The 24146-nt window shown below is 69.7% G+C and carries 19 protein-coding genes and 1 pseudogene; 1 reads left to right on the top strand and 19 read right to left on the bottom strand.

The window, feature by feature from the left end:
* A pseudogene (locus tag M8859_RS33870) lies at nucleotides 1–141 on the top strand (IS30 family transposase); the annotation flags it as partial.
* Between the two features lie 112 nt (nucleotides 142–253).
* Here the strand turns inward: M8859_RS33870 and M8859_RS33875 are convergent.
* From M8859_RS33875 to ftsL, 19 genes are all read right to left on the bottom strand, one after another.
* Complete coding sequence (locus M8859_RS33875) at nucleotides 254–796, bottom strand: NlpC/P60 family protein (protein ID WP_223517202.1); 543 nt, start codon at nucleotides 794–796, stop codon at nucleotides 254–256.
* 505 nt (nucleotides 797–1301) lie between these two features.
* Nucleotides 1302–4436, bottom strand: coding sequence for an isoleucine--tRNA ligase (gene ileS, locus M8859_RS33880; RefSeq protein ID WP_195072218.1), 3135 nt, complete (start codon nucleotides 4434–4436; stop codon nucleotides 1302–1304).
* Nucleotides 4437–4734: 298 nt separating this feature from the next.
* Nucleotides 4735–4935 (bottom strand): hypothetical protein, encoded by a 201-nt coding sequence (locus tag M8859_RS33885; protein ID WP_159929791.1) that lies wholly within the window; start codon nucleotides 4933–4935, stop codon nucleotides 4735–4737.
* 77 nt (nucleotides 4936–5012) lie between these two features.
* A complete protein-coding gene (gene wag31 / locus M8859_RS33890; RefSeq protein WP_195072217.1) occupies nucleotides 5013–5870 on the bottom strand; it encodes a DivIVA-like cell division protein Wag31 in 858 nt (285 codons plus the stop codon).
* 69 nt (nucleotides 5871–5939) lie between these two features.
* Nucleotides 5940–6242, bottom strand: coding sequence for a YggT family protein (locus M8859_RS33895; RefSeq protein ID WP_039797136.1), 303 nt, complete (start codon nucleotides 6240–6242; stop codon nucleotides 5940–5942).
* A gap of 89 nt (nucleotides 6243–6331) precedes the next feature.
* On the bottom strand, nucleotides 6332–7114 hold the full coding sequence (locus M8859_RS33900; protein WP_159929787.1) for a cell division protein SepF: 783 nt from the start codon (nucleotides 7112–7114) through the stop codon (nucleotides 6332–6334).
* A gap of 105 nt (nucleotides 7115–7219) precedes the next feature.
* Nucleotides 7220–7981, bottom strand: coding sequence for a YggS family pyridoxal phosphate-dependent enzyme (locus M8859_RS33905; RefSeq protein ID WP_195072216.1), 762 nt, complete (start codon nucleotides 7979–7981; stop codon nucleotides 7220–7222).
* 49 nt (nucleotides 7982–8030) lie between these two features.
* Complete coding sequence (pgeF, locus tag M8859_RS33910) at nucleotides 8031–8759, bottom strand: peptidoglycan editing factor PgeF (RefSeq protein WP_159929783.1); 729 nt, start codon at nucleotides 8757–8759, stop codon at nucleotides 8031–8033.
* A gap of 233 nt (nucleotides 8760–8992) precedes the next feature.
* The gene (gene ftsZ, locus M8859_RS33915; protein WP_159929781.1) at nucleotides 8993–10237 is read right to left on the bottom strand and encodes a cell division protein FtsZ; all 1245 of its coding nucleotides are present in this window, start codon (nucleotides 10235–10237) and stop codon (nucleotides 8993–8995) included.
* Between the two features lie 350 nt (nucleotides 10238–10587).
* The gene (locus tag M8859_RS33920) at nucleotides 10588–11310 is read right to left on the bottom strand and encodes a cell division protein FtsQ/DivIB (protein WP_321210312.1); all 723 of its coding nucleotides are present in this window, start codon (nucleotides 11308–11310) and stop codon (nucleotides 10588–10590) included.
* 6 nt (nucleotides 11311–11316) lie between these two features.
* Nucleotides 11317–12834 carry a UDP-N-acetylmuramate--L-alanine ligase gene (murC, locus tag M8859_RS33925; RefSeq protein WP_159929779.1) on the bottom strand — a complete coding sequence of 506 codons (1518 nt, stop codon included), beginning with the start codon at nucleotides 12832–12834 and terminating at the stop codon, nucleotides 11317–11319.
* A complete protein-coding gene (murG, locus tag M8859_RS33930) occupies nucleotides 12831–13943 on the bottom strand; it encodes an undecaprenyldiphospho-muramoylpentapeptide beta-N-acetylglucosaminyltransferase (RefSeq protein WP_159929777.1) in 1113 nt (370 codons plus the stop codon). Before murG ends, murC begins: the two co-directional genes overlap by 4 nt.
* Nucleotides 13940–15382 carry a putative lipid II flippase FtsW gene (gene ftsW, locus M8859_RS33935; protein WP_159929775.1) on the bottom strand — a complete coding sequence of 481 codons (1443 nt, stop codon included), beginning with the start codon at nucleotides 15380–15382 and terminating at the stop codon, nucleotides 13940–13942. The genes murG and ftsW overlap by 4 nt, the downstream gene beginning before the upstream one ends.
* Nucleotides 15379–16821, bottom strand: a complete 1443-nt coding sequence (gene murD / locus M8859_RS33940; RefSeq protein WP_223522129.1) for a UDP-N-acetylmuramoyl-L-alanine--D-glutamate ligase — start codon at nucleotides 16819–16821, stop codon at nucleotides 15379–15381. The genes ftsW and murD overlap by 4 nt, the downstream gene beginning before the upstream one ends.
* A 47-nt stretch (nucleotides 16822–16868) precedes the next feature.
* Nucleotides 16869–17945, bottom strand: coding sequence for a phospho-N-acetylmuramoyl-pentapeptide-transferase (gene mraY, locus M8859_RS33945; protein WP_159929773.1), 1077 nt, complete (start codon nucleotides 17943–17945; stop codon nucleotides 16869–16871).
* Nucleotides 17942–19480 carry a UDP-N-acetylmuramoyl-tripeptide--D-alanyl-D-alanine ligase gene (locus M8859_RS33950; RefSeq protein ID WP_249645485.1) on the bottom strand — a complete coding sequence of 513 codons (1539 nt, stop codon included), beginning with the start codon at nucleotides 19478–19480 and terminating at the stop codon, nucleotides 17942–17944. The genes mraY and M8859_RS33950 overlap by 4 nt, the downstream gene beginning before the upstream one ends.
* Entirely contained in the window at nucleotides 19477–21060 is a 1584-nt protein-coding gene (locus tag M8859_RS33955) for a UDP-N-acetylmuramoyl-L-alanyl-D-glutamate--2,6-diaminopimelate ligase (protein ID WP_195141222.1), read from the bottom strand. The genes M8859_RS33950 and M8859_RS33955 overlap by 4 nt, the downstream gene beginning before the upstream one ends.
* Before the next feature lie 302 nt (nucleotides 21061–21362).
* A complete protein-coding gene (locus M8859_RS33960) occupies nucleotides 21363–23261 on the bottom strand; it encodes a peptidoglycan D,D-transpeptidase FtsI family protein (protein WP_321210314.1) in 1899 nt (632 codons plus the stop codon).
* A complete protein-coding gene (ftsL, locus tag M8859_RS33965) occupies nucleotides 23258–24040 on the bottom strand; it encodes a cell division protein FtsL (RefSeq protein ID WP_159929769.1) in 783 nt (260 codons plus the stop codon). Before ftsL ends, M8859_RS33960 begins: the two co-directional genes overlap by 4 nt.
* Nucleotides 24041–24146 lie beyond the last annotated feature (106 nt).

Raw genomic sequence — 24146 nt, forward strand, 5'->3', positions numbered from 1 at the left:
TACTTCCCCAAGGGAACCGACCTGTCCGTGCACACCCGCGAACACCTCGACACCGTCGCCGCCGAACTCAACGGCCGACCACGCAAAACGCTCGACTGGGATACCCCAGCCGAGCGTCTGGCTAAGCCAATCGCCGCCTAACACGACAACGAGTGTTGCGACGACCCCTCGAATCCGCCACCTGTTGGTCGGGGCCGTTTTCTCCCAGCAGAAGCAGAAGCCGCGATTCGTGACGCAGGTCCTCGATCGGTGCTCAGAAGCGCCGGATGGCGTAGATGTCGAATTGTTCCAGCGGGGTGTAGCCGACCGGCACACCCCAGTCGTAGGCGTTGAGCACCTGGCCCAAACCGGCGTAGATGCCGACATGGGAGCCGTCACTGTTCAGCACGACGATGTCCCCGGGGGAAAGGGAGGCCCGCGGGACCGGCGTGCCCGCCTTCGCCTGCTGCCAGGTGGTCCGCGGAATGCTCACGCCGACCTGTCGGTACGCCCACTGCACCAAGCCCGAGCAGTCCCAGCTGGAGGGGCCGGTCCCGCCCCATTCGTAGGGCTTGCCGATCTGGGTAGTCGCCGCGGCCAGTGCGCCGAGGCCGAACACACTGGGCACCGGCAGGGCGGCCGAGCCGCTGGCGCTGCCGGAGTCGCCACTGCCCGAGGCCGAACCGGACGACGCGCTGCCCGGCCCGCTGCCGGAAGCGCTGCCCGTATCGGCCCAGGCAGGTCCGACGGGCGAGAGGATTGCGATGATCGATAGCGAGAATCCGAGTGCGATGCGGTGCAACGATTTTCTCGGCACGTACTCGCCCCTTCCATGGGCGCGGTTGACTGGCCACCGATCGGCAGCCTGGCTAATACATGGCATCAGCAGCGGTCACCGATGCGGGACCGCGGCCACCCGCGCCGGACGTGTTTCCGGCGCGGCCGAATTCCAAGTAAGACAACCCAGAAAGAGAGACTGCCGCCCCCAGCGATCATCTGGGCAACTGCAGCGACATCGCAGATTGTGCCCGGGTTTTCGGCGAATTGTCGGGAATCAGCTAATTTCCAGCATGTGATCTATATCACTTGAATGCACGCCGCCGAAGTGCCCGCCACGTGCTTGCACTGTGCGGTCTGATGCCGCACCGTCGACCCGGCTCCTGGGCGGTGCGACTGGACGGCGAACGTTGCGCCATTCCCGGCGCAGCCTGCGCGGATCACCGAAGCCGGTGTCCGGCTGGAACAGTCGCCACGAGGACCGCGCGAAACGAGAGCCGGGGCGCGACCTTTCGGTCCCGCCCCGGCTCTCGGGTATCCGCCGCTCAGGCCTTGGTGATCCGCGCGCGCACGCCACCCACCAGCTCGGCGGCCGCCGGACCCGCGTCGCCGAAACTCAGCGTGGTGGCGAGGATCTCGCCCGCGATCAGGTCACGGTGGGCCTGGGCCCAGGCGGCCCGGTCCGCGGGGACGTCCAGGACCACGGTGATGCGGTCGGAAACGTCCAGCCCGGAGGACTTCCTGGTCTCCTGGAGGTCACGGATGAGGTCGCGCGCCCAGCCCTCGGCTTCCAGTTCCTCGGTGACCACCGAGTTCAGCACCACCAGGCCCGCGTTCGCGGGCAGCGCGGCGGTCGACTCGGGCTCGGCGGCGACCAGGCGCTGGGTGTATTCCTCGGGCAGCAGGGCGATTCCGGCCGCTCGGACGGTGCCGTCCGCGTCCTCGGACCACTCCCCGGCCTTCACCGCCTTGATCACCGTCTGCACGTCCTTGCCGAGGCGCGGACCCGCGGCGCGGGCGTTGACCACCAGCTCGAACCGGCCGTGCGCGTCCACGTCGGTGGTCAGGTCCACCTTCTTGACGTTGACCTCGTCGGCGACGATGTCGGCGAACGGCGCCAGCCGCTCGGCGTCGGCCGCGGCGATGGTGACCTCCGCCAGCGGCAGCCGCACCCGCAGGTTCTGCGCCTTCCGCAGGCTCAGCACCGTCGAGCACACCACGCGCACCTCGTCCATGGCGGCGACCAACTCCGGGTCGTCCGGCAGCTCCCCCTCCTTCGGCCAGTCGGCCAGGTGCACCGACTCGCCGCCGGTCAGCCCGCGCCAGATCACCTCGGTGATCAGCGGCAGCAACGGCGCCGCCAGCCGGGTGACCACCTCGAGCACCGTGTGCAGGGTGTCCACCGCGTCGCGGTCCTCACTCCAGAACCGCGACCGCGACCGCCGCACATACCAGTTGGTCAGCGCGTCGGCGAACGAGCGCAGTTCCTCGCAGGCGCCCGCGATGTCGTAGACCTCCAGCGCCTCGGTGATGACGTCCCTGGTCCGCGCGAGCTTCGCCAGGATGTAGCGGTCGAGCACGTGCGGCGAGTCGGTCCGCCACACACCCGGCTTCGAGGCGTACAGCTGCAGGAAGGTCCACGCGTTCCACAGCGGCCGCAGCGCGTGACTCACACCCTCGCGGATGCCGCGCTCGGTGACGATGAGATTGCCGCCGCGCAGGATCGGCGAACTCATCAGGAACCAGCGCATCGCGTCCGAGCCGTCCCGGTCGAACACTTCGTTGACGTCCGGGTAGTTGCCCTTCGACTTGCTCATCTTCAGGCCGTCGTCGCCGAGCACGATGCCGTGCGCGGCCACGGTCTTGAACGCCGGGGCATCGAACAGCGCCGTCGCCAGCACGTGCAGCGTGTAGAACCAGCCGCGGGTCTGCCCGTTGTACTCGACGATGAAATCGCCCGGGAAATGGCTGTCGAACCACTCCTTGTTCTCGAACGGGTAGTGCACCTGGGCATACGGCATCGAGCCGGACTCGAACCAGCAGTCCAGCACTTCGGGCACCCGGCGCATGGTCGACCCGCCGGTCGGGTCGTCGGGATTCGGCCGGGTCAGCTCATCGATCATCGGGCGGTGCAGATCGGCAGGGCGCACGCCGAAGTCGCGCTCGAGCTCGTCCAGCGAGCCGTACACGTCCACGCGCGGATAGGCCGGATCGTCGGACACCCACACCGGGATCGGGCTGCCCCAATAGCGGTTGCGGCTGATGTTCCAGTCGCGCGCGCCCTCGAGCCACTTGCCGAACTGGCCGTCGCGGATGTGCTCGGGCACCCAGGTGATCTGCTTGTTCAGCTCGACCATCCGCTCGCGGAACTTCGTGACCGCGACGAACCAGGACGGCACGGCCATGTAGATCAGCGGCTGCCCGGAGCGCCAGCTGTGCGGGTACGAGTGCTCGATGGTCTCGTGCCGCAACAACTTTCCCGCGGCCTTGAGGTCCTTGATGATCACCGGGTTGGCGTCGAACACCATCAGACCCTCGTACGGCGGGACCATCGAGGTGAACTTGCCGCCCGCATCCAGCGGCTGCACCAGCTCGATGCCGTGGGCCGTGGCGACCTCCATGTCCTCCTCACCGAAGGCGGGCGCGAGATGCACGATGCCGGTGCCGGAGTCGGTGGTCACATAATCGGCGGTGAGCACGCGGTGGGCGTTGGGGTGGCCCAGGAAGAAGTCGAACGGCGGGGCGTAGGAGACCTCGGCCAGCGCGGCGCCGTCGAACTCGCCGAGCACCTGCGCGTCCTCGCCGAACTCCCGCGCATAGTGCGAGACCCGTTCGGCCGCGAGCACATAGCGCTTGCCGTCGGCCGCGCGCAGGTGCACATAGCGGACGTCGGGGTGAACGGCGATCGCCAGGTTGGACGGCAGTGTCCACGGTGTCGTGGTCCAGATCAGCGCGTTGGCGCCGTCGAGTTCGTGCAGCGGGTGTTCCGCGGGCACGCGCAGCGCCATATCGACGGTGACCGCCGGATCCTGACGCATCTTGTACGCGTCGTCGAGGCGGGTTTCCTGATTCGACAGCGGCGTCTGCTCGTACCAGCTGTAGGGCAGCACCCGGAAACCCTGATAGATCAGCCCTTTGTCGTACAGCGACTTGAACGCCCACATCACCGACTCCATGAAGTCGGTATCCAGCGTCTTGTAGTCGTTGTCGAAGTCGACCCAGCGGGCCTGGCGGGTCACGTAGTCGCGCCATTCCCCGGTGTATCGCAGCACCGATGTTTTGCAGGCCGCGTTGAATTCCGCGAGGCCCATCGCATCGATCTGTGATTTGTCCGTTATACCCAGCTGCTTTTCGGCTTCGATTTCCGCGGGCAACCCGTGGCAGTCCCATCCGAATCGCCGATCGACCCGCTTGCCGCGCATGGTCTGGAAACGCGGAACGAGATCCTTGACGTATCCGGTGAGCAAATGTCCGTAATGCGGCAGACCGTTGGCAAAGGGCGGCCCGTCATAGAAGACGAATTCCGCTGCGCCGGAACGGTTTTCGATGCTGGCGCGGAAGGTGTCGGCGGCCGCCCACGCGTCGAGCACGCGGCGCTCCATCTCGGGGAACGACGCCCCGTTGCCGACGCTCAGGTCGACGCGCGGGTATGCGCTGTTGCTGGAAGTGTGGTCCGCCATGGCGGATGCGTCTCCTCGTGCCGTGTTCGTTGGCACGGGGACGATGACGGCGCCCGGTGCGCCGAAACCGCGGTACCACCCCGCTTGTCCGGCGTGACGAACACCGGACCTCTCATTCACGAGCTGTGACGGGCTCACCCGTTCGGTTCTACTGAGCGGCCGCCCCGCAGGCCGTGCCGCCGTTCTTCCGAAGGCTCCCCGGTGATAGCCGGATCGACGCCGTATTCATGTTTGATTCTAGCCGCAGCGGTCAACTCAGTTTGTAAGGCAGGTCGGCGCCGGGCCGGTGCGGCCGCCTTCATCGTTTGGCATGACGACCAGGAGGCGGCGGGGAATCACCATCCGGACTCCGTATGGACAAGGCACTCACCAGCAAGAGCATCGCACCGACGACACACACCACGATGCAGCCCCACGCCCAGATCACCGAGCCGGTGGTGAGCGCGGCCACGAGCAGGGCGAAGCCGATCGCGGCAAGGACGAGTGTCAAGACGAGCATGGTGACCCCCAAGGCATGCCGGGCGGCTCGACAGTTCCTCTAACGGTATGCGAACTGCTGTGCTGGGGCGCCGCGCGCTACTTGCCGCCCTTGGCGAAAGAGGCCGGCGCGAGGTTGTTGGCCGTGTTGGCGTCCGCGAAGGCTTCGCCACCGTCGACCGGCACCGCCGAGCCACGGTTCTCCAACTCCTCGAGCTGCGACTCCAGGTACGACTTCAACCGCACGCGGTACTCGCGCTCGAAGGTCTTGAGCTGCTCGATCCGGCTCTCCAGGACGCTGCGCTGCTGAGTGATGGTCGCCATGATCTCGGTGTGCTTGCGCTCGGCGTCGGCCTGCAGCGCGTCGGCCTTCTCCTTGGCCTGGCGCAGCTGGTTGTCCGAGCGGGTCTGCGCGTCCGACAGCATCGCGTCCGACTTCTGGCGGGCGTCGGCGATCATGGCCTCCGACCGCGTCCTGGCGTCTCCGACCAGTCGCTCGGAATTCGCCCGGGCATTCGACAGCAAGCTCTCCGCCTCGGCCTTGGCGTCGCTGGTCAGCCGATCCGCCATCTCCTGGGCGAGGCTGAGCACCTTGGCGGCCTGCAGGTTCGCGTCCGCGCCGGGAGCGTCCTTGGCCACCGGAGCGGCGGGCATCGGAGCGGGCGGCGCGGCGGGAACCGGCGGCTTGATCGGTTCCGGCTGGGGCGGCGGGACCTGCTGAATCGGCGCTTTCACGGTGTTCGCCATCGCCGGACCGCGGTTCTTCTTGGCATCGGCCAGTTCCGCGTCGAGTTCGGCGACCCGCTGGCGCAGATCGGCGTTCTCCTCGATCAGACGCGAGAGCTCCTGCTCCACGAGATCCAGGAACGCGTCGACTTCATCCTCGTTGTAGCCGCGCTTCCCGATCGGCGGTTTGCTGAACGCGACGTTGTGCACATCGGCTGGGGTCAGCGGCATGGAAGGATCCCTTCACGCGTCTTTTGGAGATCTAGCAGATCTAGCAAGCTGTCTACACGGCCCATTCTGTCACACCGGAGCTACCGGTTGCCCGAGCCTGCCCACGATCGACATCAGGATGAAGACGATGAAAAGCAGGACCATTATCGACAGATCCAGGCGAATTCCGCCCAGTGACACGGGGGGTATCAACCGCCGCAGCAGTTTCACCGGAGGGTCGGTGATCGTGAAGATCACCTCCAGGACGACGACCACGACACCGGTAGGACGCCAGTCTCGGGCAAAGCTACGGATGAACTCGACGATCACCCGGCTGATCAGCAACAGCCAGAAGATGAACAGTACGAAGTACAGCACCGCGAACAAGGCCACGACTTCACTCTGCCGTAAAAATCGCGTCGCGCAAAATGCCCGCGCCGCACAACCTGCATCCGGTCTGCTCCACCCCCCAGATCACGACCTTATTTCTGGTTGTAGAAGCCGGTTTCCGCGATGCGCCTGCGTTCTTCCGCTGATACGTCGACGTCCGCCGGTGAGAGCAGGAACACTTTCGTCGCCACCTTGTCGAACGACCCGCGCAGCGCGAAGGCCAGGCCCGCGGCGAAGTCGACCAGCCGCTTGGCGTCGGCGTTGCTCAGATCCACCAGGTCCATGATCACCGGATTGCCCTCGCGGAAACGTTCGCCGATGATGCGAGCCTCGCTGTAGTCGCGCGGGCGCAGCGTCGTGATCTTGGACAAGGGGCCTCCGTCCTCGAAGATCCCGGGCCGCCGCACCGGGGCGGGCTCGGGACGCACGCGCTCCTCCAGCCTGCGCTCTTCCGCGTCGGGGTCGACGGCGAGCGCGCCACGGGTGGCGCCACGCAGCGTCGGCGCGCTCCCACCTGCCCGGAACCGACCCGACGGGGCGGAGTCGATCCGGGTGGGACGGCGGGGCGCGTCGTAGCGGTCGTCGCCGTAGGGCTCGTCGGCGTAGTCGTCGCGCCGCGACACCGAGTAACCCGCCTTGTACGGCGACTTGTAGGCAGGCTCGGGGTAGTCGACGTCGTCGAAACGGCCTGCGCCGTACCGGTCTTCGCCGTAGCGATCGACGTAGCCGTCGCGGTCGGAGTAGTCACGGGGCCGGGGCCGGCGAGCACCTCGCTCGTCCACGCCTCGGGGGGCGCGATCGTCGACGTAGTCGTCTTCGTAATCCTCGAGCGGAACCATGCCGAAGTACGCCTTGAACTTGTGCAGCGTGCTCATTGGTCGACCTTCCTTCGGCCCCGGTGGCGGCCGGGTGTTGAAGTCTTGCTCAGCCCTCTTCAGTTCCCAGCATATGTGTCGAATGTGACTGATGAGGTTTCTTTGCTAGCCCGAGGTTATCGGTCGTATACCCATCAAGGCGGTACCGACACGCACAACCGTCGAACCGTGTTCGATCGCGGATTCGAGATCACCCGACATTCCCGCCGAAAGCTCCGTAGCGTCCGGATGATCGGCGAGCAACAGAGTGTGCAACATCGCAAGTCGCGCAAATGCGGCATCAGACTCCGCCCCCAAGGGCGGAATGGCCATCAGACCCGACAAACGTAATCCCGGAGCTTCCGCAATCCGTCCGGCGAGGGCGGGGAGATCGCCCGCCGCAACGCCCCCTCGGGTGGGGTCGTCATCCAGGCTCACCTGCAGCAACACGCGGACCGGTTCGGTACGATCCCCCGCCTCCAACGCGGCTGTCGCACCCGCGTCAAGAGCGGTTGCCAGCCGTTCGCTGTCTACCGAGTGAACGGTGTGCGCCCAGCGGGCGACAGCGCGTGCTTTGTTCCGCTGCAACCGCCCGATCATGTGCCAGCGGATGCCGGAGAGGTCTTCGTCACGCAGGGCCGCCACCTTGGCGGCGGCCTCCTGCTCCCGCGACTCGCCGAACTCGCGCCTGCCGAGCCGATGCAGAATCGCCACATCCGAGGCGGGGAAGAACTTCGTCACCGGCAGCAGCCGCACCGACTCCGGCGACCGGCCCGCCGCGTGACATGCCGCATCGATGCGGGCGAGCAGACCCGCCAGGTTGTCCGACAGCTCGGCGGTCCGCGCCGCGAGCGCCTCGTCCACCGCGGTCTCCGCCTCGGCGCTCATGCCCGCACCCCGCCGGCGCCCGGCATCGCGCGGACGGCGCTTCGCGCGCTCATGCGGAAGCCTCCATCCAGATCACGCTGCCGATCCGGCCGGTCGGCGCGCCGCGACGATGGCTGAACAGGGTCTGATCCTCGATGGTGCAGCGCGGGTCGACCGCGATCGCGGCGACGCCGGCCTCGGTGAGCTGCCGGGAGATGCCCGCTCGCAGGTCCAGGCCAGGGGTGCCGCGGACGGTGGTGGTCGCGCTGCCGGGCAGATGCGCCTCCACGTCGTCGCGCATCGCGGCCGGAACCTCGTACCGGCGACCGGACGCGGCGGGCCCGAGCAAGGCCCCGACCCGCTCCAGGCGTGCGCCGACCGACACCATCGCCTCCAGCACACGCGGCACGATGCCGATGCGTGCGCCGACCCGCCCGGCGTGCACGGCGGCGATCACGCCCGCCGTGTCGTCGGATAGGAGGATGGGCACGCAGTCGGCGCTGAGCGCGACCAGCGCGAGCCCGGGCACGGTGGTGACGAGGGCGTCGGTGACGGGGACCGGCTCGGCGCGCGGGCCGTCGACGATCTCCACGTTGCGGCCGTGGATCTGTTCCATCCAGACCATGCGCTCGGGCGTCAGGCCGATTCCCTCGGCCAGCCGATCGCGGTTGCGCCGCACCGCCGCCGGATCGTCGCCGACGTGGTCGCCGAGATTGAACGAGTCGTAGGGCGGCGCCGAGAAGCCTCCGGACCTGGTCGTGGTGACCCGTCGGACAGTGATGGTCGGCGCGATAGTCATGGCCCCGAGCCTAGTGGCGCTCGGTGAAGGCCGTCGAAATCCCCAGGTAGAGGCCGGATTTTCACCCGGCCGATCGCGCTCGGCCGCTTCGCGCGCCTGCGCTCCCCCGAAATAGCTTGTCGGTCGTCACACTTCGGGACACCGCTCCCCGTGTCCCGCCCGCGCATCCCGGCGCGGGCCGGGATCGCTGTTCCAGCTCGGTCCCGGCCCGCGCCGGAACCGTACTCCTGCGCTCAGCCCCTCCGCATGAACGAGGGCACGTCCACGTCGTCGTCATCGTCGCCGGCGTCCGGCGGCGTGATGTGGGACCGTGAGTTGGTCGTGACCGTCGGCTCGGCCAGCGTGCGTGCTCGTTCGGTGTCGCGGTAGCTCGGAATCGCGCCGCGGCCGGCCGTACCCGCGGTGGACGTGCTCGGCGTGCTGTCGCTGCTACGCGCGGCGATCTCACTGGCGCGGCTCTGCCCGATCTCGCCCGAGCGCGCGGTGCCGATGGTGCTGCGGCCCGAGTTCTCGAAAGTGCGCCGGGCAGGCCCGCCGCCGTCGAAGCCAGCCGCGATCACGGTGACCCGCACCTCGTCCCCGAGCGAGTCATCGATCACGGTGCCGAAGATGATGTTGGCCTCGATGTGCGCGGCTTCCTGCACGAGCGACGCCGCCTCGTTGATCTCGAACAAGCCCAGGTCGGACCCGCCCGCGATCGACAGCAGCACGCCGTGCGCACCGTCCATGGACGCTTCCAGCAGCGGCGAATTGATGGCGGACTCGGCCGCTTTCACCGAGCGGCCCTCGCCGCGCGCCGAACCGATACCCATCAGCGCGCTGCCCGCCCCGGACATCACGCTCTTGACGTCGGCGAAGTCGACGTTGATCAGGCCGGGGGTGGTGATCAGGTCGGTGATGCCCTGCACACCGTTGAGCAGCACCTCGTCGGCGGAACGGAACGCGTCCATCAGGCTCACCGCGGCGTCGCCGAGCTGCAGCAGCCGGTCGTTCGGGATGACGATCAGCGTGTCGCAGGACTCGCGCAGCAGGTTGATGCCGACCTCGGCCTGGTTCCCGCGCCGCTTGCCCTCGAAGGAGAACGGACGGGTGACCACGCCGATGGTGAGCGCGCCGAGCTTGCGCGCGATCTGCGCTACGACGGGGGCGCCACCGGTACCGGTGCCACCGCCCTCACCCGCGGTGACGAAGACCATGTCGGCGCCCTTGAGCACCTCTTCGATCTCGTCCTTGTGGTCCTCGGCGGCCTTGCGCCCGACTTCGGGGTCGGCGCCGGCTCCCAGACCGCGGGTCAGTTCACGGCCGACGTCGAGCTTGACGTCGGCGTCGCTCATCAGCAGCGCCTGGGCGTCGGTGTTGACCGCGATGAACTCGACACCTTTGAGTCCCTGCTCGATCATCCGGTTGACGGCATTCACACCGCCGCCGCCGATACCGACGACCTTGATCACCGCAAGGTAGTTGTGCGGGGGCGTCATGGGCTCTCGCCTTCCTTCGATCTAAAGCCTGTCGTTTTCGGATTCTCGGCACGCCGCTCGGGCCCGTTCCGCGGGTGGGGTCGCTGCGAAGAAGCGAACCGCGGTTCGGCAAACCCTAAAGCTCAACCATAGGGTTAGCGTTATGTCAAGTATCCGACTGGTGCGGAACGCTATTCGCAGCCGACGCGATACGCGCGCAGGCGCGCCGAAACGAGAGCCAGAATCTTGCGTGATCCCGCTCGTCTCGCCGCTCCACACGTCGTATGGTGAACGGTTGCCCCCCGGCCCTCTTCTCGGCGCCGGAACCACTTCCGGGCCGCCGAAAATTCCCTGGACGCAATGGGTGTGGATCACTTTACCGTGACCAGATTGGGACTCGAAACATCGAACACCGTTCCGGGGCGTGTCAACAACGGCAACACGACCGCCGCCTTTCGTTCGGCGTCGTTGGTCCCGCCCCAGAGTACCGTGCGACCGTCCTTGAGATTCAGCGAAATATCCGAAATGGACCGTGCGGCAACCTCCTCCACGAGAACCGCCAGCGCAGCAGGCACGATGGCGAGTATGGAGACCGCCGCCGCGGTCAGCGGATCGGCGCCGCCGGGATGATCGGTGATCAACTTCGGCACGCCGATAGGCGCGGTCTCCACCGCGAATTCCACGCCCTCGGCATCCAGCAGATGCGCGCCTTGCGGGCTGTCGTAGAACAACACCGGAACGCGCTCGACGACCGTCACCCGAACCGTGGACGGAAATACGCGCTGCACCCGTGCGGTGCGCACCTTCGGAATGCCCGCCACCCGCCGGGCGATCGCGCTGGTGTCGATTCGCAGCATCGAGCGCCCGGACGGGATTTCGAGCACATCTCGCACCTGTTGTTCGGGTACTGCCACCGCCCCCTCGATCCGCACGATGCGCACCGAGAGCACCGGGGTGAACCAGGCGAGGGCACAGACCACCGTAAGAACGCACACGCCCAGCAATCCCCACAAGCGAATTCGGCGCCATTCGAGCGCGCCGAACCGATCACTGGCGCGGCGCCCGGCCGCGCGCGCCGACCCGACCCCGCGCACGCCGGGTCACCGTCCGTGCTGGGGACGCGCCCGTAATCCGTCGAGAATCTGGCTGCCCAGCATCGTCACGTCGCCCGCGCCCATGGTGATCACCACGTCGCCCGGCAACGCCAACCCGGCGACCTGGCGCCCGACCCGGGACATATCCGGTTGATAGTGCACCGGTTTCGTCACCGACTGCGCGACCAGCGCGCCGTTCACGCCGGGCAGCGGCTTCTCCCGCGCGCCGTAGACGTCGAGCACGACGACCTCGTCGGCCAGGCTGAGCGCGGCGCCGAAGTCCGCGGCGAAGGTCGCGGTCCGGCTGTAGAGGTGCGGCTGGAAGACCACGATGACCCGTCCCTGCCTGGAGCGGGCGCCGTCGCGGGCCTCCTGCTGAACCAGTTCGGCGGCGGCGCCGAGCACGGCGCGCACCTCCGTCGGGTGGTGGGCGTAATCGTCGAAGACGCGCACGCCGTTCTCCCGTCCGGCGAACTGGAACCGGCGGTGCACACCCCCGAACCCCTCCAGGCCCTGAATGATCTCACCCATGTCGGCGCCGGTGGCGTGGGCGGCCAGCAGCGCTCCGAGCGCGTTCAGCGCCATGTGCCTGCCCGGTACCGACAGGCGCAGCGTGCGCGGCGCGGCCTCGTCGGCGAGCTGGAATTGCACGATCCCGCCGACGTCGCGCGGCTCCCAGCTGTGCAACCGCGCGCCCACCGGGACCGGCGCGTCCGCGAGGTCTCCGGAGCCGTAGCCGAGAACGCGGACCTCGCGCCGCGCCAAACGCTCGCCGACCCGCTCGGCCAGCGCGCGCGAGCCCGGATCGTCCAGGCACACCACCAGCAGGCCCCCCGCGGCGACCCGGTCGGCGAAGTCGTCGAATACCTGCACGTAGGCCTCATCGGATCCGAAGAAATCCAGGTGGTCGGACTCGATATTGGTGACAACGGCGACGTCCGGGTCGTACTGCAGCAGTGAGCCGTCGCTCTCGTCGGCCTCCGCCACGAAGATGTCGCCGGTGCCGTGGTGGGCGTTGGTGCCCGCCTCGTTCAGTTCGCCGCCGACCGCGAACGACGGGTCGAACCCGCAGTGCTGCAACGACACGATGAGCATCGAGGTGGTGGAAGTCTTGCCGTGCGTACCGGAGACCAGCAGCGTCCGATGCCCCCGCATCAGCGACGCCAGCACCGTGGGCCGCAGCAGCACCGGGATGTCGCGACGGTTGGCCTCGACGAGTTCCGGATTGGTCTTCGGGATGGCCGCGTACGTGGTGACCACCGCGGTCGGGCCGCCGGGGAGCAGGTCCAAGGCGGTGGCGTCGTGCCCGATCCGCACCTGCGCGCCCCGAGCCCGCAGGGCGAGCACGCCCCGGCTCTCCTTCGCGTCCGACCCCGACACCGCGCCGCCGCGGGCGAGCAGGATCCGGGCGATGCCGGACATACCGGCCCCGCCGATCCCGACCATGTGCACGCGTTCGAGTTCCGGGGGCAGCCCGCTGCGTTCGGTGTCCGGTCCCGCCTGGTCTGCCGTGGTGTCGCTCATCGGCGCGCCACCGCCGCCGCGATCCGCGCCACCTCGTCGGCGGCGTCACGGTGCCCGGCGCCTGCGGCGGCCCGGCCCATCTCGGTCAGCCGTGCGGAGTCCATGAGCAGCCCAATCACCTCATCGATCACGTATTTCGGCGTCAACTCGGAATCGGGGACAATTCTGCCACCGCCCTGGCGCACCACGGGCCGGGCGTTGAGTTCCTGCTCCCCGTTGCCGTGTGGCAGCGGCACGTAGAAGGCGGGCAGCCCGACCGCGGACACCTCCGCGACGGTCATCGCGCCCGATCGGCAGACCACTGCGTCGGCGGCCGCGTAGGCGAGGTCCATCCGGGACAGGTACGGCACCGCGAGGTAACGAGCGCCGTCCCGGCCGCCCGCGGCGGAGTCGCCCAGGTCGAGGATGTTCTTGGGTCCGTGCGCGTGCAGCACCGAGATCCCGGCGGCGGCGAGCTGGGGTGCGGCTCCCGACACCGCCTCGTTCAGGGTGCGCGCTCCCTGCGACCCGCCGAAGACCAGCAACACCGGCCCTTCGGGTGGGAGGCCGAAGTGCGCCCGCGCCTCGGTGCGCAGTGCGGCGCGGTCCAGTCCGGTGATCGATGCGCGCACCGGAATGCCCACCACCTGCGCGTTCGGCAGGCCCGAGTCCGGGACCGCCGCCAGCACCCGCGCCGCGCGGCGGGCGCCGACCTTGTTCGCGATGCCCGCCTTGGCGTTCGCCTCGTGTACCACCACCGGGACCGGGCGCCTGCGGCGCAGCACGCCCGCCCCCGCGGCGAGATACGCCGGAAGCGCCACGTACCCGCCGAAACCGATGATCACGTCGGCCTCGACCGCATCGATGACGGCGCGGGTGGCGGCCACCGAGGCCCGGACCCGTCCGGGCAGCCGCAGCAGATCCATGGTGGGTTTGCGCGGCAACGGGACCGGAGGGATGAGCTCGAGCGGATAGCCGCGTTCGGGAACCAAGCGGGTCTCCAGCCCGCGCTCGGTGCCCAGCGCCGTCACCCGGATCGAATCGTCGAGCCGCCGCAACGCGTCCGCCACCGCCAGTGCCGGTTCGATGTGGCCCGCCGTGCCGCCGCCCGCGACGATTACCGAGATCACCTAGATCTTCCCCGTTCTCTTGCATGGTTGACCGGATAGCTGGGTTCCCAAGCCCTGGTGGCGCGCGCCGAGCTGGTGCCGCGGCTCTCCGGCGAACGCCGCCGCGGCGGTTCGGCGCCGTAGCGCCCGCGCCTGCCCGGCGGCAGTGCCGACGGTCCACGCTCGCCAGCCCGCGGCGCCCGGCCGCGGCGGCCCGAGCCGGCCCGAGCCGGTGCGTACACCTCTGGTTTGGGCAACCGCAACAGCCTACTGAAACGACCGTCCTGTCCGGCGTGCAGCGCCGCGACCGCCTCCGGCTCGTGTCTGGCCGCGCTGGCGATGATGCCGAACATGAACAGCGTGATGGCCAGTGACGATCCGCCCGCGGAGACCAGCGGCAGCTGCAACCCGGTGACCGGGAGCAGGCCGACCACATAGCCGATGTTGATCAGTGCCTGCGCGGTGATCCAGGTCGTCGCGGTCGCGGTGAGCAACCGCAGGAACGGATCCACCGACCGGGCCGCGATCCGCAGGCCGGTGTAGACGAACAGCGCGAACAGGCCGAGCACCAGCGCGCAGCCGAGATAGCCGAGTTCCTCGCCGATGATCGCGAAGATGAAGTCGTTGTGCGAATTCGGCAGATAGCTCCACTTGGCGCGGCTCTGTCCCAGGCCGCGTCCCCAGATACCGCCGTCGGCCAGCGAGTACAGCGCCTGCCGGGCCTGGTAGTTGATGCCCTGCGGGTCATCGCCGGGGTTGAAGAACGCGCGCATCCGGTCGGAGCGATAACCGGCGGACAGCGCTAGCACGCCCGCGGCGATCACGCCGGACAGTGCGATCGTCACGAACAGGCGCACCGGCAGGCCGCCGAACCACAGCAACGCGCCGAGCACGACACCCAGCGCGATGGTGGTGGACAGGTTCGGTTGCAGCACCACGAGCAAGCACACCAGCAGACCGGCGGGGACCAGCGGAACCAGGATGTCCTTGAGGCTGGCGCGCTCGGCGCGGCGGGAGGCCAGCAGGTGCGCGCCCCACACCACCAGCGTCACCTTCACGACCTCCGACGGCTGCACCGAGACCGGCCCGAGCACCAGCCAGCGGCGCGCGCCCTGCACCTGCGAACCGATGCCGGGTATCAGCACCAGCAGCAGCGCCAGCACCGACAGCGCGAACAGCGGGAAAGACCACTGCCGCAGCCTGCGCAGGGGAATGCGCAGCGCCAGATAGAACAGCACGGTGCCGACGGCGGCGAACATGGCCTGCTGGATGAACAGCGAGTATGCCGATCCGCCGTCGGCGTAGGCCTCCACGCTGGAGGCCGACAGGACCATCACCAACCCCAGCACGGTGAGCAGGGTGGCGATGGTGACCACCAGATGGAACGACGCGAGCGGCCGCGCCAGCCAGGCCCAGAACCGAGGGACCGCCTCGCGCTTGCGCCGCGCCGATTCCGTCATAGCCGCCGTCCGATGTCACCGTCTTCCAGGGCGTGCACCGCCGCGGCGAAGCTGCGGCCCCGGTGCGTGTAATCGGTGAACATGTCCAATGACGCGGCGGCCGGCGCCAGCAGCACGGTGTCGCCGCGGCGGGCGAAGCCCGCGGCGGCGCGCACGGCCCGCGCCATGACGGCGTCGGCCGCGGCGGTCGGAGACGCTGCGTCACCCATCCCTGCATCGTCTCCCGCGACCAGCTCGACGACCGGGACATCGGGCGCGTGTCGCGCCAGCGCGGCCGCGAACACCGGCGCGTCGGCGCCGATCAGCACCGCCGCGACCAGACGGTCGGCGACCTCTTCGATCATGTCCTCGACGTGAGCGCCCTTGAGCTGGCCACCGGCCACCCAGACCACCTGTGGATGCGCCAGGATCGATGACCGCGCGGCATGCGGATTGGTGGCCTTGGAGTCGTCGACGAAGTCGACTCCGGCCAGTTCGCGCACGAACGCGGCGCGGTGCGGGCCGACCTTGTGCTCGACCAAGCCTTCCCGAACGAACTGCGGCGCGACATCGATCGCCCTGGTCAGGGCCGACGCGGCCAGCGCGTCCGCGACGCCGGCGGGGCCGGGCGGGCTGATGTCGCCGACCTCGGCCAGGATCGCGGCCTTGGTGAACGCGCGGTCGAGCAGTTTGCCGTCGACCACGCCGAGTTCGCCGTCGGCGGGCACCCCGACCCGGAAACCCACGGTCCGCCGGGCCTTGGACTTGCGCGCCAGCGAGGCTGCGACCGGATCGTCCAGGCCGACCACGCCGACCCGGCCGACCAGCGCCCTGGCCTTGGCCGCGGCGTAGGCGTCCAGGCCGCCGTGCCAATCCAGGTGATCCTCGGCGACGTTGAGGACGACACCGGCCTCCGGGCGCACCGACGGCGCCCAGTGCAGCTGGAACGACGACAGCTCGACCGCGAGTACCTGCGGGCCGGGGTTACGCCGCAGCGCGTCCAGGATGGGTAGGCCGATGTTGCCGCAGGCGACGCTGGCGATACCGGCGGCGCGCAGGATCGCGTGGGTCATCTGGGTCGTGGTGGTCTTGCCGTTGGTGCCGGTGACGACCAGCCATTTGCGGACCGGTCCGTAGATCCTGGCCTGATCCACCCACCAGGCGAACTCGACATCGCCCCACACCGGCGTGCCCTCGGCCACCGCGGACGCCAGCACCGGCGAGTCCGGCCGCCAGCCCGGGCTGGTGATCACCAGCGCGAACCGGCTCCAGTCGGTGTTCTCCAGCTCCGCGCCGGTGGCCACGTCCAGTCCGAGGCCTGCGGCCTCGGCCAGGGCCGCGGCGCCGCCGTCGGTGACCACCGGACGCGCGCCGATGTCGCGCAGCGGTTCGACCAGCGAGCGTCCCGACACGCCCCAGCCCGCGACCAGGACGTCGCGACCGCGGAGGAATTCCAGCATGGGCCCGGGTGAGCGCAGTGCCCGCGGAGAATGTTCGACCATCTCGTTCACCCGACCGCGGAGAGGTATTCGCTGTAGAACAGCCCGAGTCCGACCGCCGAGGCCATCGCGGCCAGCAGCCAGAACCTGATGATCACCGTCGTCTCGGCCCATTTGCTGAGCTCGAAGTGATGGTGGAACGGCGCCATCTTGAACAACCGGTTGCGCGTCGTGCGGAAGACCGCGACCTGCAACACCACCGACGCCGTCTCGGCGACGAACAGCGCGCCGATGACGATCATCAGCAGCTCGGTCCGGGTGGTGATGGACAGGCCCGCCAGCAGGCCGCCCAGCGCCAGCGAGCCGGTGTCGCCCATGAAGATCTTGGCCGGGGCCGCGTTCCACCACAGGAACCCGACGCACGCCGCCGCGCCCGCGGCGCAGACCAGGGCGAGATCCAGCGGATCGCGCACGTTGTAGCAGCCGGCCTCCGGCTTGGTCTCGCAGGCGTGGTAGTACTGCCAGAACGTGATGATCACGTAGCCGCCCAGCACCAGACTCATCGATCCGGCGGCCAGACCGTCGAGTCCGTCGGTGAGGTTCACCGCGTTGGACCAGGCGACGACCACGAAGCAGACGAACACCAGGAACACGACCACACCCATGGTCACCGTGCTGATGTCGCGCACGTAGGACAGGTGCCTGCTGGCGGGCGTGAGCCCGCTCGCGCCACGGAACTGCAAGGCGAGAATGCCGAAGATCACGGCCGCCGACAGCTGGCCGAGATACTTGCCCGCCGCGGTCAGGCCCAGATTGCGTTGCTTGCGGATCTTGATGAAGTCGTCGACGAAACCCACCGCGCCCAGGGCCGTGGCCAGGCCGAGCACGAGCAACGCCGACGCCGACGGCCCGTCGGCGTGGTAGCCGATGCCGATCAGGTGGGAGCCCAGGTAACCGGCCCACATGCCGACCAGGATCGCGACGCCGCCCATCGTCGGGGTGCCGCGCTTGGCCTGGTGGCTGGCGGGACCGTCGACCCGAATCTCCTGCCCGAAACCCTGCTTGGCGAACAACCGGATCAGCAAGGGGGTGAGCAGGATCGAGACTGTCAGCGCGATCGCCGCGGCGAAGAGAATCTGTCTCATCCTGCTGCCTCCGTGTCCTGTCCCGGCCCGCTGTTCGCCGCGCCGCCGCGTACGGCCACGACTCGCGGGTCGGTCAGATGCTCGGCGACCTCCCATAGGCCGACCGACTTCGATGCCTTGACCAGCACCACGTCGCCAGGGACGACTTCCTTCTCCAGCAGTGCGATCGCCGCCTCGATGTCCGGTACGAGGACCGATTCCTCGCCCCACGACCCTTCCATCACCGCCCCTTGATGCAGCGCGCGGGCCGGTCTTCCCGTACCGACGACCACGACCCGGCTGACGTCCAACCGCACCGCGAGCCGCCCGATGGCGTCGTGTTCGATGACCGATTCCTCGCCGAGTTCGGCCATCTCGCCGAGCACCGCCCAGCTGCGCCGCGGCGCCTCGGCCGCGCGGGCCATGCTGACCAGCGCTTTGAGCGCGGCGCGGACGGAGTCCGGATTGGCGTTGTAGGAGTCGTTGACGACGGTGATCCCGTCCGCGGTGGTCCGCACGTCCATCCGTCGCGCGGACGCGGCGCGCGCACCGGACAGCGCCGCGGTCACGGTCTCGAGGTCGGCGCCGCATTCCAGCGCGACCGCGATCGCCGACAGCGCGTTGCCGACCTGGTGCTCGCCGTGCACGGCCAGTCGCACCGGGGCGCTGCCCGCGGGCGTGTGCACGGTGAACGCGGCCCTGGCCTGGTCGTCGAGCCGGACGTCGGTGGCCCGCACGTCGGCGTTCGCGGCCTGCCCGACCATCACCACCCGCGCCGACGTGCGCGCGGCCATCGCCGCGACCTGGGGATCGTCGGCGTTGAGCACGGCCAGCCCGGTCGGTGGCAGCGCCTCGACCAGCTCGCCCTTGGTTTTCGCGATGGCCTCGCGGCTGCCGAACTCGCCGAGATGCGCGGTGCCGACGTTGAGCACCACACCGATGCTCGGGGGCGCCACCTCGGCCAGCGCGGCGATGTGTCCCGGCCCGCGCGCCGACAGCTCCAGCACCAGGAAGCGGGTCACCGCGTCGGCGCGCAGCGCGGTCCACGGATGACCGAGTTCGTTGTTGAACGAACCCGGCGGGGCCACCACCGCGCCCAGCGGCGCGAGGACGGCGGCCAGCAGGTCCTTGGTGGAGGTCTTGCCGGACGAGCCGGTGACGCCGACGACGGTGAGTCCGCCGTCCGCGGCGAGACGCGACACGCTGGCGCGGGCCAGCGCGGCGAGCGCGGTCAGCACAGCGGCCCCGGAGCCGTCCGTGTCATGGCTCAGGGCAACCGAACTCGACGGCACGGCGCCGCGGCTGGGCGTGACCACGACGGCGGGCACGCCCACCGGCCGCGCCGCGAGCACCGCCGCCGCGCCCGCGGCGATCGCCGCGCCCGCGTAGTCGTGGCCGTCGGAGCGCTCGCCCGGCAGCGCCAGGAACAGATCGTCGGAACCGATTCGGCGCGAGTCGAATTCGACCGCACCGGTCACTCGCACCTCCGGGTCTACGACGTCGTGCAGCGTGCCGCCGACGACCTCCGCGATCTCCCGCAGTGTCATCTCGATCATGAAACCGTCAAGTCCTCCGCGTGGTTACCTTGCGGACTGCGTCTTTCCAATGCGGCCGCGAGTACGTCGCGGTCGTCGAAGGGGTGCTTCACGCCCTGGATCTCCTGCCCTGCCTCATGTCCTTTGCCCGCGATCAGCACCACGTCACCGGGGCGCGCCCACTCCACCGCGGCCGCGATCGCTTCCGCGCGGTCACCGATCTCACGCACCTCGCCGCGTTCGTGCTCCGGCACCTGCGACGCACCGGAGAGCACCGCGGCGCGGATGGCCGCCGGGTCCTCGGTGCGCGGGTTGTCGTCGGTGACGATCAGCAGATCGGCGCCTCGCGCGCCCGCGGCGCCCATCAGCGGCCGCTTCGCCGCGTCCCGGTCACCGCCCGCGCCGACCACCACCGCGAGCCGTCCCGCGGTGTCCGCCGCGAGATGTCCACGCAGCGTGGCGATCACCGACTCCAGCGCCGCGGGCTTGTGCGCGTAGTCGATGATCGCCAGGAAGTCCTGTCCGCGCTCCACGCGCTGCATCCGGCCGGGCACGTCCACGGTCGCCAACGCGGGCGCGGCGACCGAGGGTTCGACGCCCGCCGCCGCGCATACCGCGACCGCGAGCAGTCCGTTGGCGATGTTGTAGTGGCCGGGAAGCCGCAGGCGCACAGGGATTTCCCCGTGCGGCCCGGCCGCGGTGAAGTCTTGTTCGCCGCCGTGCGCCGAGACCGCGCCGGTGACGCTCCATGCGGCGGCCCGGGTGGTCGACACGGTGACGGGGTCCGGGAGACCAGCGGCGAGCCGCCGTCCCCAGTCGTCGTCCACACAGACCACCGCGGTGCGCGCCGCGATCGGCGAATCCGGTTCGAACAGCCTGCGTTTGGCGGCGAAGTAGTCCTCGAAGTCGGCGTGGAAGTCGAGGTGATCCTGGGAGAGGTTGGTGAACGCGCCCACCGCGAAACGAACCCCGTCCACCCGGCCCAGCGCCAGCGCGTGGCTGGAGACCTCCATCACCACCGCGTCCACGCCCTGTTCGACCATCAGCGCGAACATCGCGTGCAACTGCGGCGCCTCGGGCGTGGTCAGGGCGCTCGGCACGCGCCTGCCGCCGATCCTGGTCTCGATGGTGCCGATCAGCGCGGTGGACAGCCCCGCGGCGGCCAGTCCCGCCTCCACCAGATAGGAGGTCGTGGTCTTGCCGGAGGTTCCGGTGATCCCGACGATGCGCAGCCGCTCGGAGGGGTTGCCGTAGATCGTCGCCGACAGCTCCCCGAGCACGGCCCTCGGGTTCTCCCGCACCAGCACCGGCACCTCGAGCGGACCGGCCAGCTCCGCACCCGCCGCGTCGGTCAATACCGCGACCGCGCCTCTGGCGACCGCGTCCCGCGCGAAACGCGCGCCGTGCGAGCGTGCGCCCGGCAGCGCGGCGAACAGATCGCCGGGGAGCACGGCGTGCGAGCGCTGCTCGATGCCGGTGACCGACACGCCGCGCGCAGCCGGTTCAGGGCTCGTCACGGCCCCGATGACGGCGGCCAGCGACGCCAGCGGCGTCGAGGGCGAATGCTCTGGCCGTAATGCGCGCGGTTGACCGGACTGCACAGAAACCAGGCTCCTTTCGGGGGCAGCGATCGACGTGTCAGGTTACCGGCGACCGGTCACGGCGGGACCATGCGCCCCATCGCAAAGCCGGGGAGGTCGCCCACCGCACCCTACGGGTTCGTCCGCCCGGTCCGGAGCGCGCCACGCGGCACCCGGGCACGACCGTGCGAGGCCGGTGCGCGCACGGCCTTCCTCCGCTCGCCGCAGGCCCTCGAATACCGCATTTACCTGCTGTTTCCTCCGGACAGATCCGCTGTCTTCGCTGCCGATCCGCCCCAGTCGTACCGAGCGAGCCGACCGGATCACCCGGCCTGCAGGACGAAGTGCCGGGACGGCTGCGGAGACGGCGGTACGCGGTCGCGCTGCAGCGCCCAGGACGCGATGTTGTGGAACAGCGGAGCCACCGAACCGCCTCCGGAGCCGTCGGAACTGCGAACGGGCGCGTCGAGCATGAGTCCGATCACGTACCGCGGGTTCTCCGCGGGAACCATGCCGGCGAACGTGATCCAGAACGACGACGTGGAGTAGCACCGGCAATTGCGGTCCACCTTCTGCGCGGTGCCGGTCTTGCCCGCCACCTGGTATCCCGTGATGGCCGCGGGCCAGCCGGTGCCGTTCTGGTTGGCGTTCATCGGGTCACGCTGCACCACCGCCTGGAACATCGTCCGCAGCGTGGCGGCGGTCTGCGGGCTCACCACCCGCACGCCGTCCGGCTGGGTCTCCTCGGTGCGGGTGCCGTCCGGCGCGATCTTCGCCCGGACGATGCGTGGCGGAATGCGCACGCCGTCGTTGGCGATGGCCTGGTACATGCCGGCCATTTGCAGCGTGGTCATCGAAAGCCCCTGGCCGATCGGGAGATTGGCGAAGGTGCCGCCGGACCACTGCTCGCGGTCGGGCATCAGGCCCGCGCTCTCTCCCGGCAGACCGATGCCCGTGCGCTGCCCGAGCCCGAACCGGTGCGCCATATCGGCGAAACGGTCTTCGCCCACGCGCTGCGCGAGCATGAGCGTGCCGACATTGGAGGACCTGCCGAAAATGCCCGTGGTCGTATAGGGCTCGACACCGTGCGACCACGCGTCGTGCACGGTGACGCCGGCCATCTGGATCGCGCCGGGCACCTGATGCACCTCGTCCGGATCGGTCAGGCCGTACTCGACGGCCGCGGCGGCCGTGACGATCTTGTTCACCGAGCCGGGCTCGAACACGTCGGTGACCGACGGGTTGCTCAGCTGGGCGTCGGCCCACTTCTGCGGTCCCAGTTCGGGGTTGAACGTGTTGTCGTTGGCCATCGCAAGGACCTGTCCGGTCTTGGCGTCGAGGACGACGGCCGATGCGGCGCCCGCACCCGACAGGTCTTTGGCCTGCTGTACCTGTTGTTGCACGTAGTACTGCAGATCGGAGTCCAGGGTGAGCTCGACGGCGGAGCCGTTGACCGCGGGCTGCTCGTCCCGCCAGCTTCCGGGTATCACCGCGCCGTCGGAGCCGCGATCGTAGGTGTGCGAGCCGTCGGTACCGGCCAGCACGGAGTCCAGCGACGACTCGAGCCCGACCTGCCCGTGGCCGTCCCACCCGACGGCGCCGACGACGTTCGCCGCCAGCGAGCCGCCGGGGTACACCCGCGGGCTCTGGTGATCGGAGCCGACCTGCGGAAACTTCTCGGTGATCTCGCTGGCGATCCTCGGATCCACGTTGCGGGCCAAGTAGACGAACGTCTCGTCACTGCGCAGCTTCGCCAGCAGGTCCGCTTCCGACGGCGCGTCCTTACCCACCTTTTGATGGATGGTGCGCGCGATGTCGCGCAGCCGCTCGTCCGGGTCGGGCGCCTTGTCGTTCTCGGCCTTGGCGTCCGCTAGATCCTGGCGGACCCGGACCGGTTGGAAGGTCAGCGCTTTCGCGGAGACGGTGAAAGCCAGCGACTTGCCGTAACGGTCGGTGATGGGCCCGCGGGTGGCCGGGTCGGGTTGATGGGTGGTGCGCTGGCTGGCCGCCTGCGCGGACAGTCCGGGCGCCGCGACGCTCTGCACCCACAGCAGTTGCAGCGCGACCACGGCGAGCGCCACGAGCATCACCACCCGGCCCACGCCGAGGCGCAACCGGAGCGGACCGTCCGGGACAGCTGCCGCGGCTGGGCGCGGCCTGCCCGTGGGCCGCGCCGCACCAGGGCCGCGGCGCCTGCGCGGCGCGGGCCTGGGATGCGTCACTGCGGCGTCCCGTCGGGGCCCGCCTGCGGTTGCGCCGCTTCCACCTGCGGCGAGGCCGCCTCAGGTGGCTGTGGCACGTCGGCAGGCGGCGCGGACGGTCCCGGCTGCGGCGGGTCGACCGGCGCAGGCGGAGTCGGAACCGGGCTTCCCGGAGCGGGCGTCACGTTGACCTGGGTGTTGTTCTGCGCGCCGGTGTTCGGCTGCCCCGGCGCCGCAGCGCCGGGTGTGGTGGTGACCGGAACCACTCGCTCACCCCAGGGCGACCGCGCCGAAGGTCCGGCGTTCAGCGGCGGCACGGGGGTGCCTTGCGCCGGGGTGGGCTTGCCGATCACCGTGACCGAGCCGTCGGGGCCGACCAGCAGGCGGGCCGGGTCCTTGGCCGGGATCATGCCGAGTTCGCGTGCTCGCGCGGCCAGCTCCGGTGCCGAATCGGCGGCCTCCACCTCACGTTGCAGCGCGGCGCGCTCGTCGGCCAGCCGCCGGTTCGTCGCCCGCGCGTCGCCGAGCTGGTAGCTGTCCTCGGCGGCGCGGGTGGTCAACAGCAAGGTCAGCGCGAGGCCGCAACCGAGCAGGGCGAGGATGGCGGTGACGAACGGGATGCGCGCGGCCATCGCCGAGCGCCGCACGGTGGGCAGAAACACGGTGTCCGAACCGCCCTCCGCACGCGTGCGCCGCCGCGCGTAGGCGCGCTGCGCCGCGCCCGATTTCACCCGCTCGGCCTCTTGGACCCGCCGGGCGACCCGGCTCGGCGCTGCGACGGTCCGCGTCCGCACACTCATCGATTCCCCTCCTCGTTCCTCCCGGGACGCCGGATCGGCACAGCGCGACACTGTCTCATCCGGCCTCCGATATCGCTGCGGGAAATCCGCACCCAGCCGACGCGAT

Source organism: Nocardia sputi, assembly GCF_023501985.1.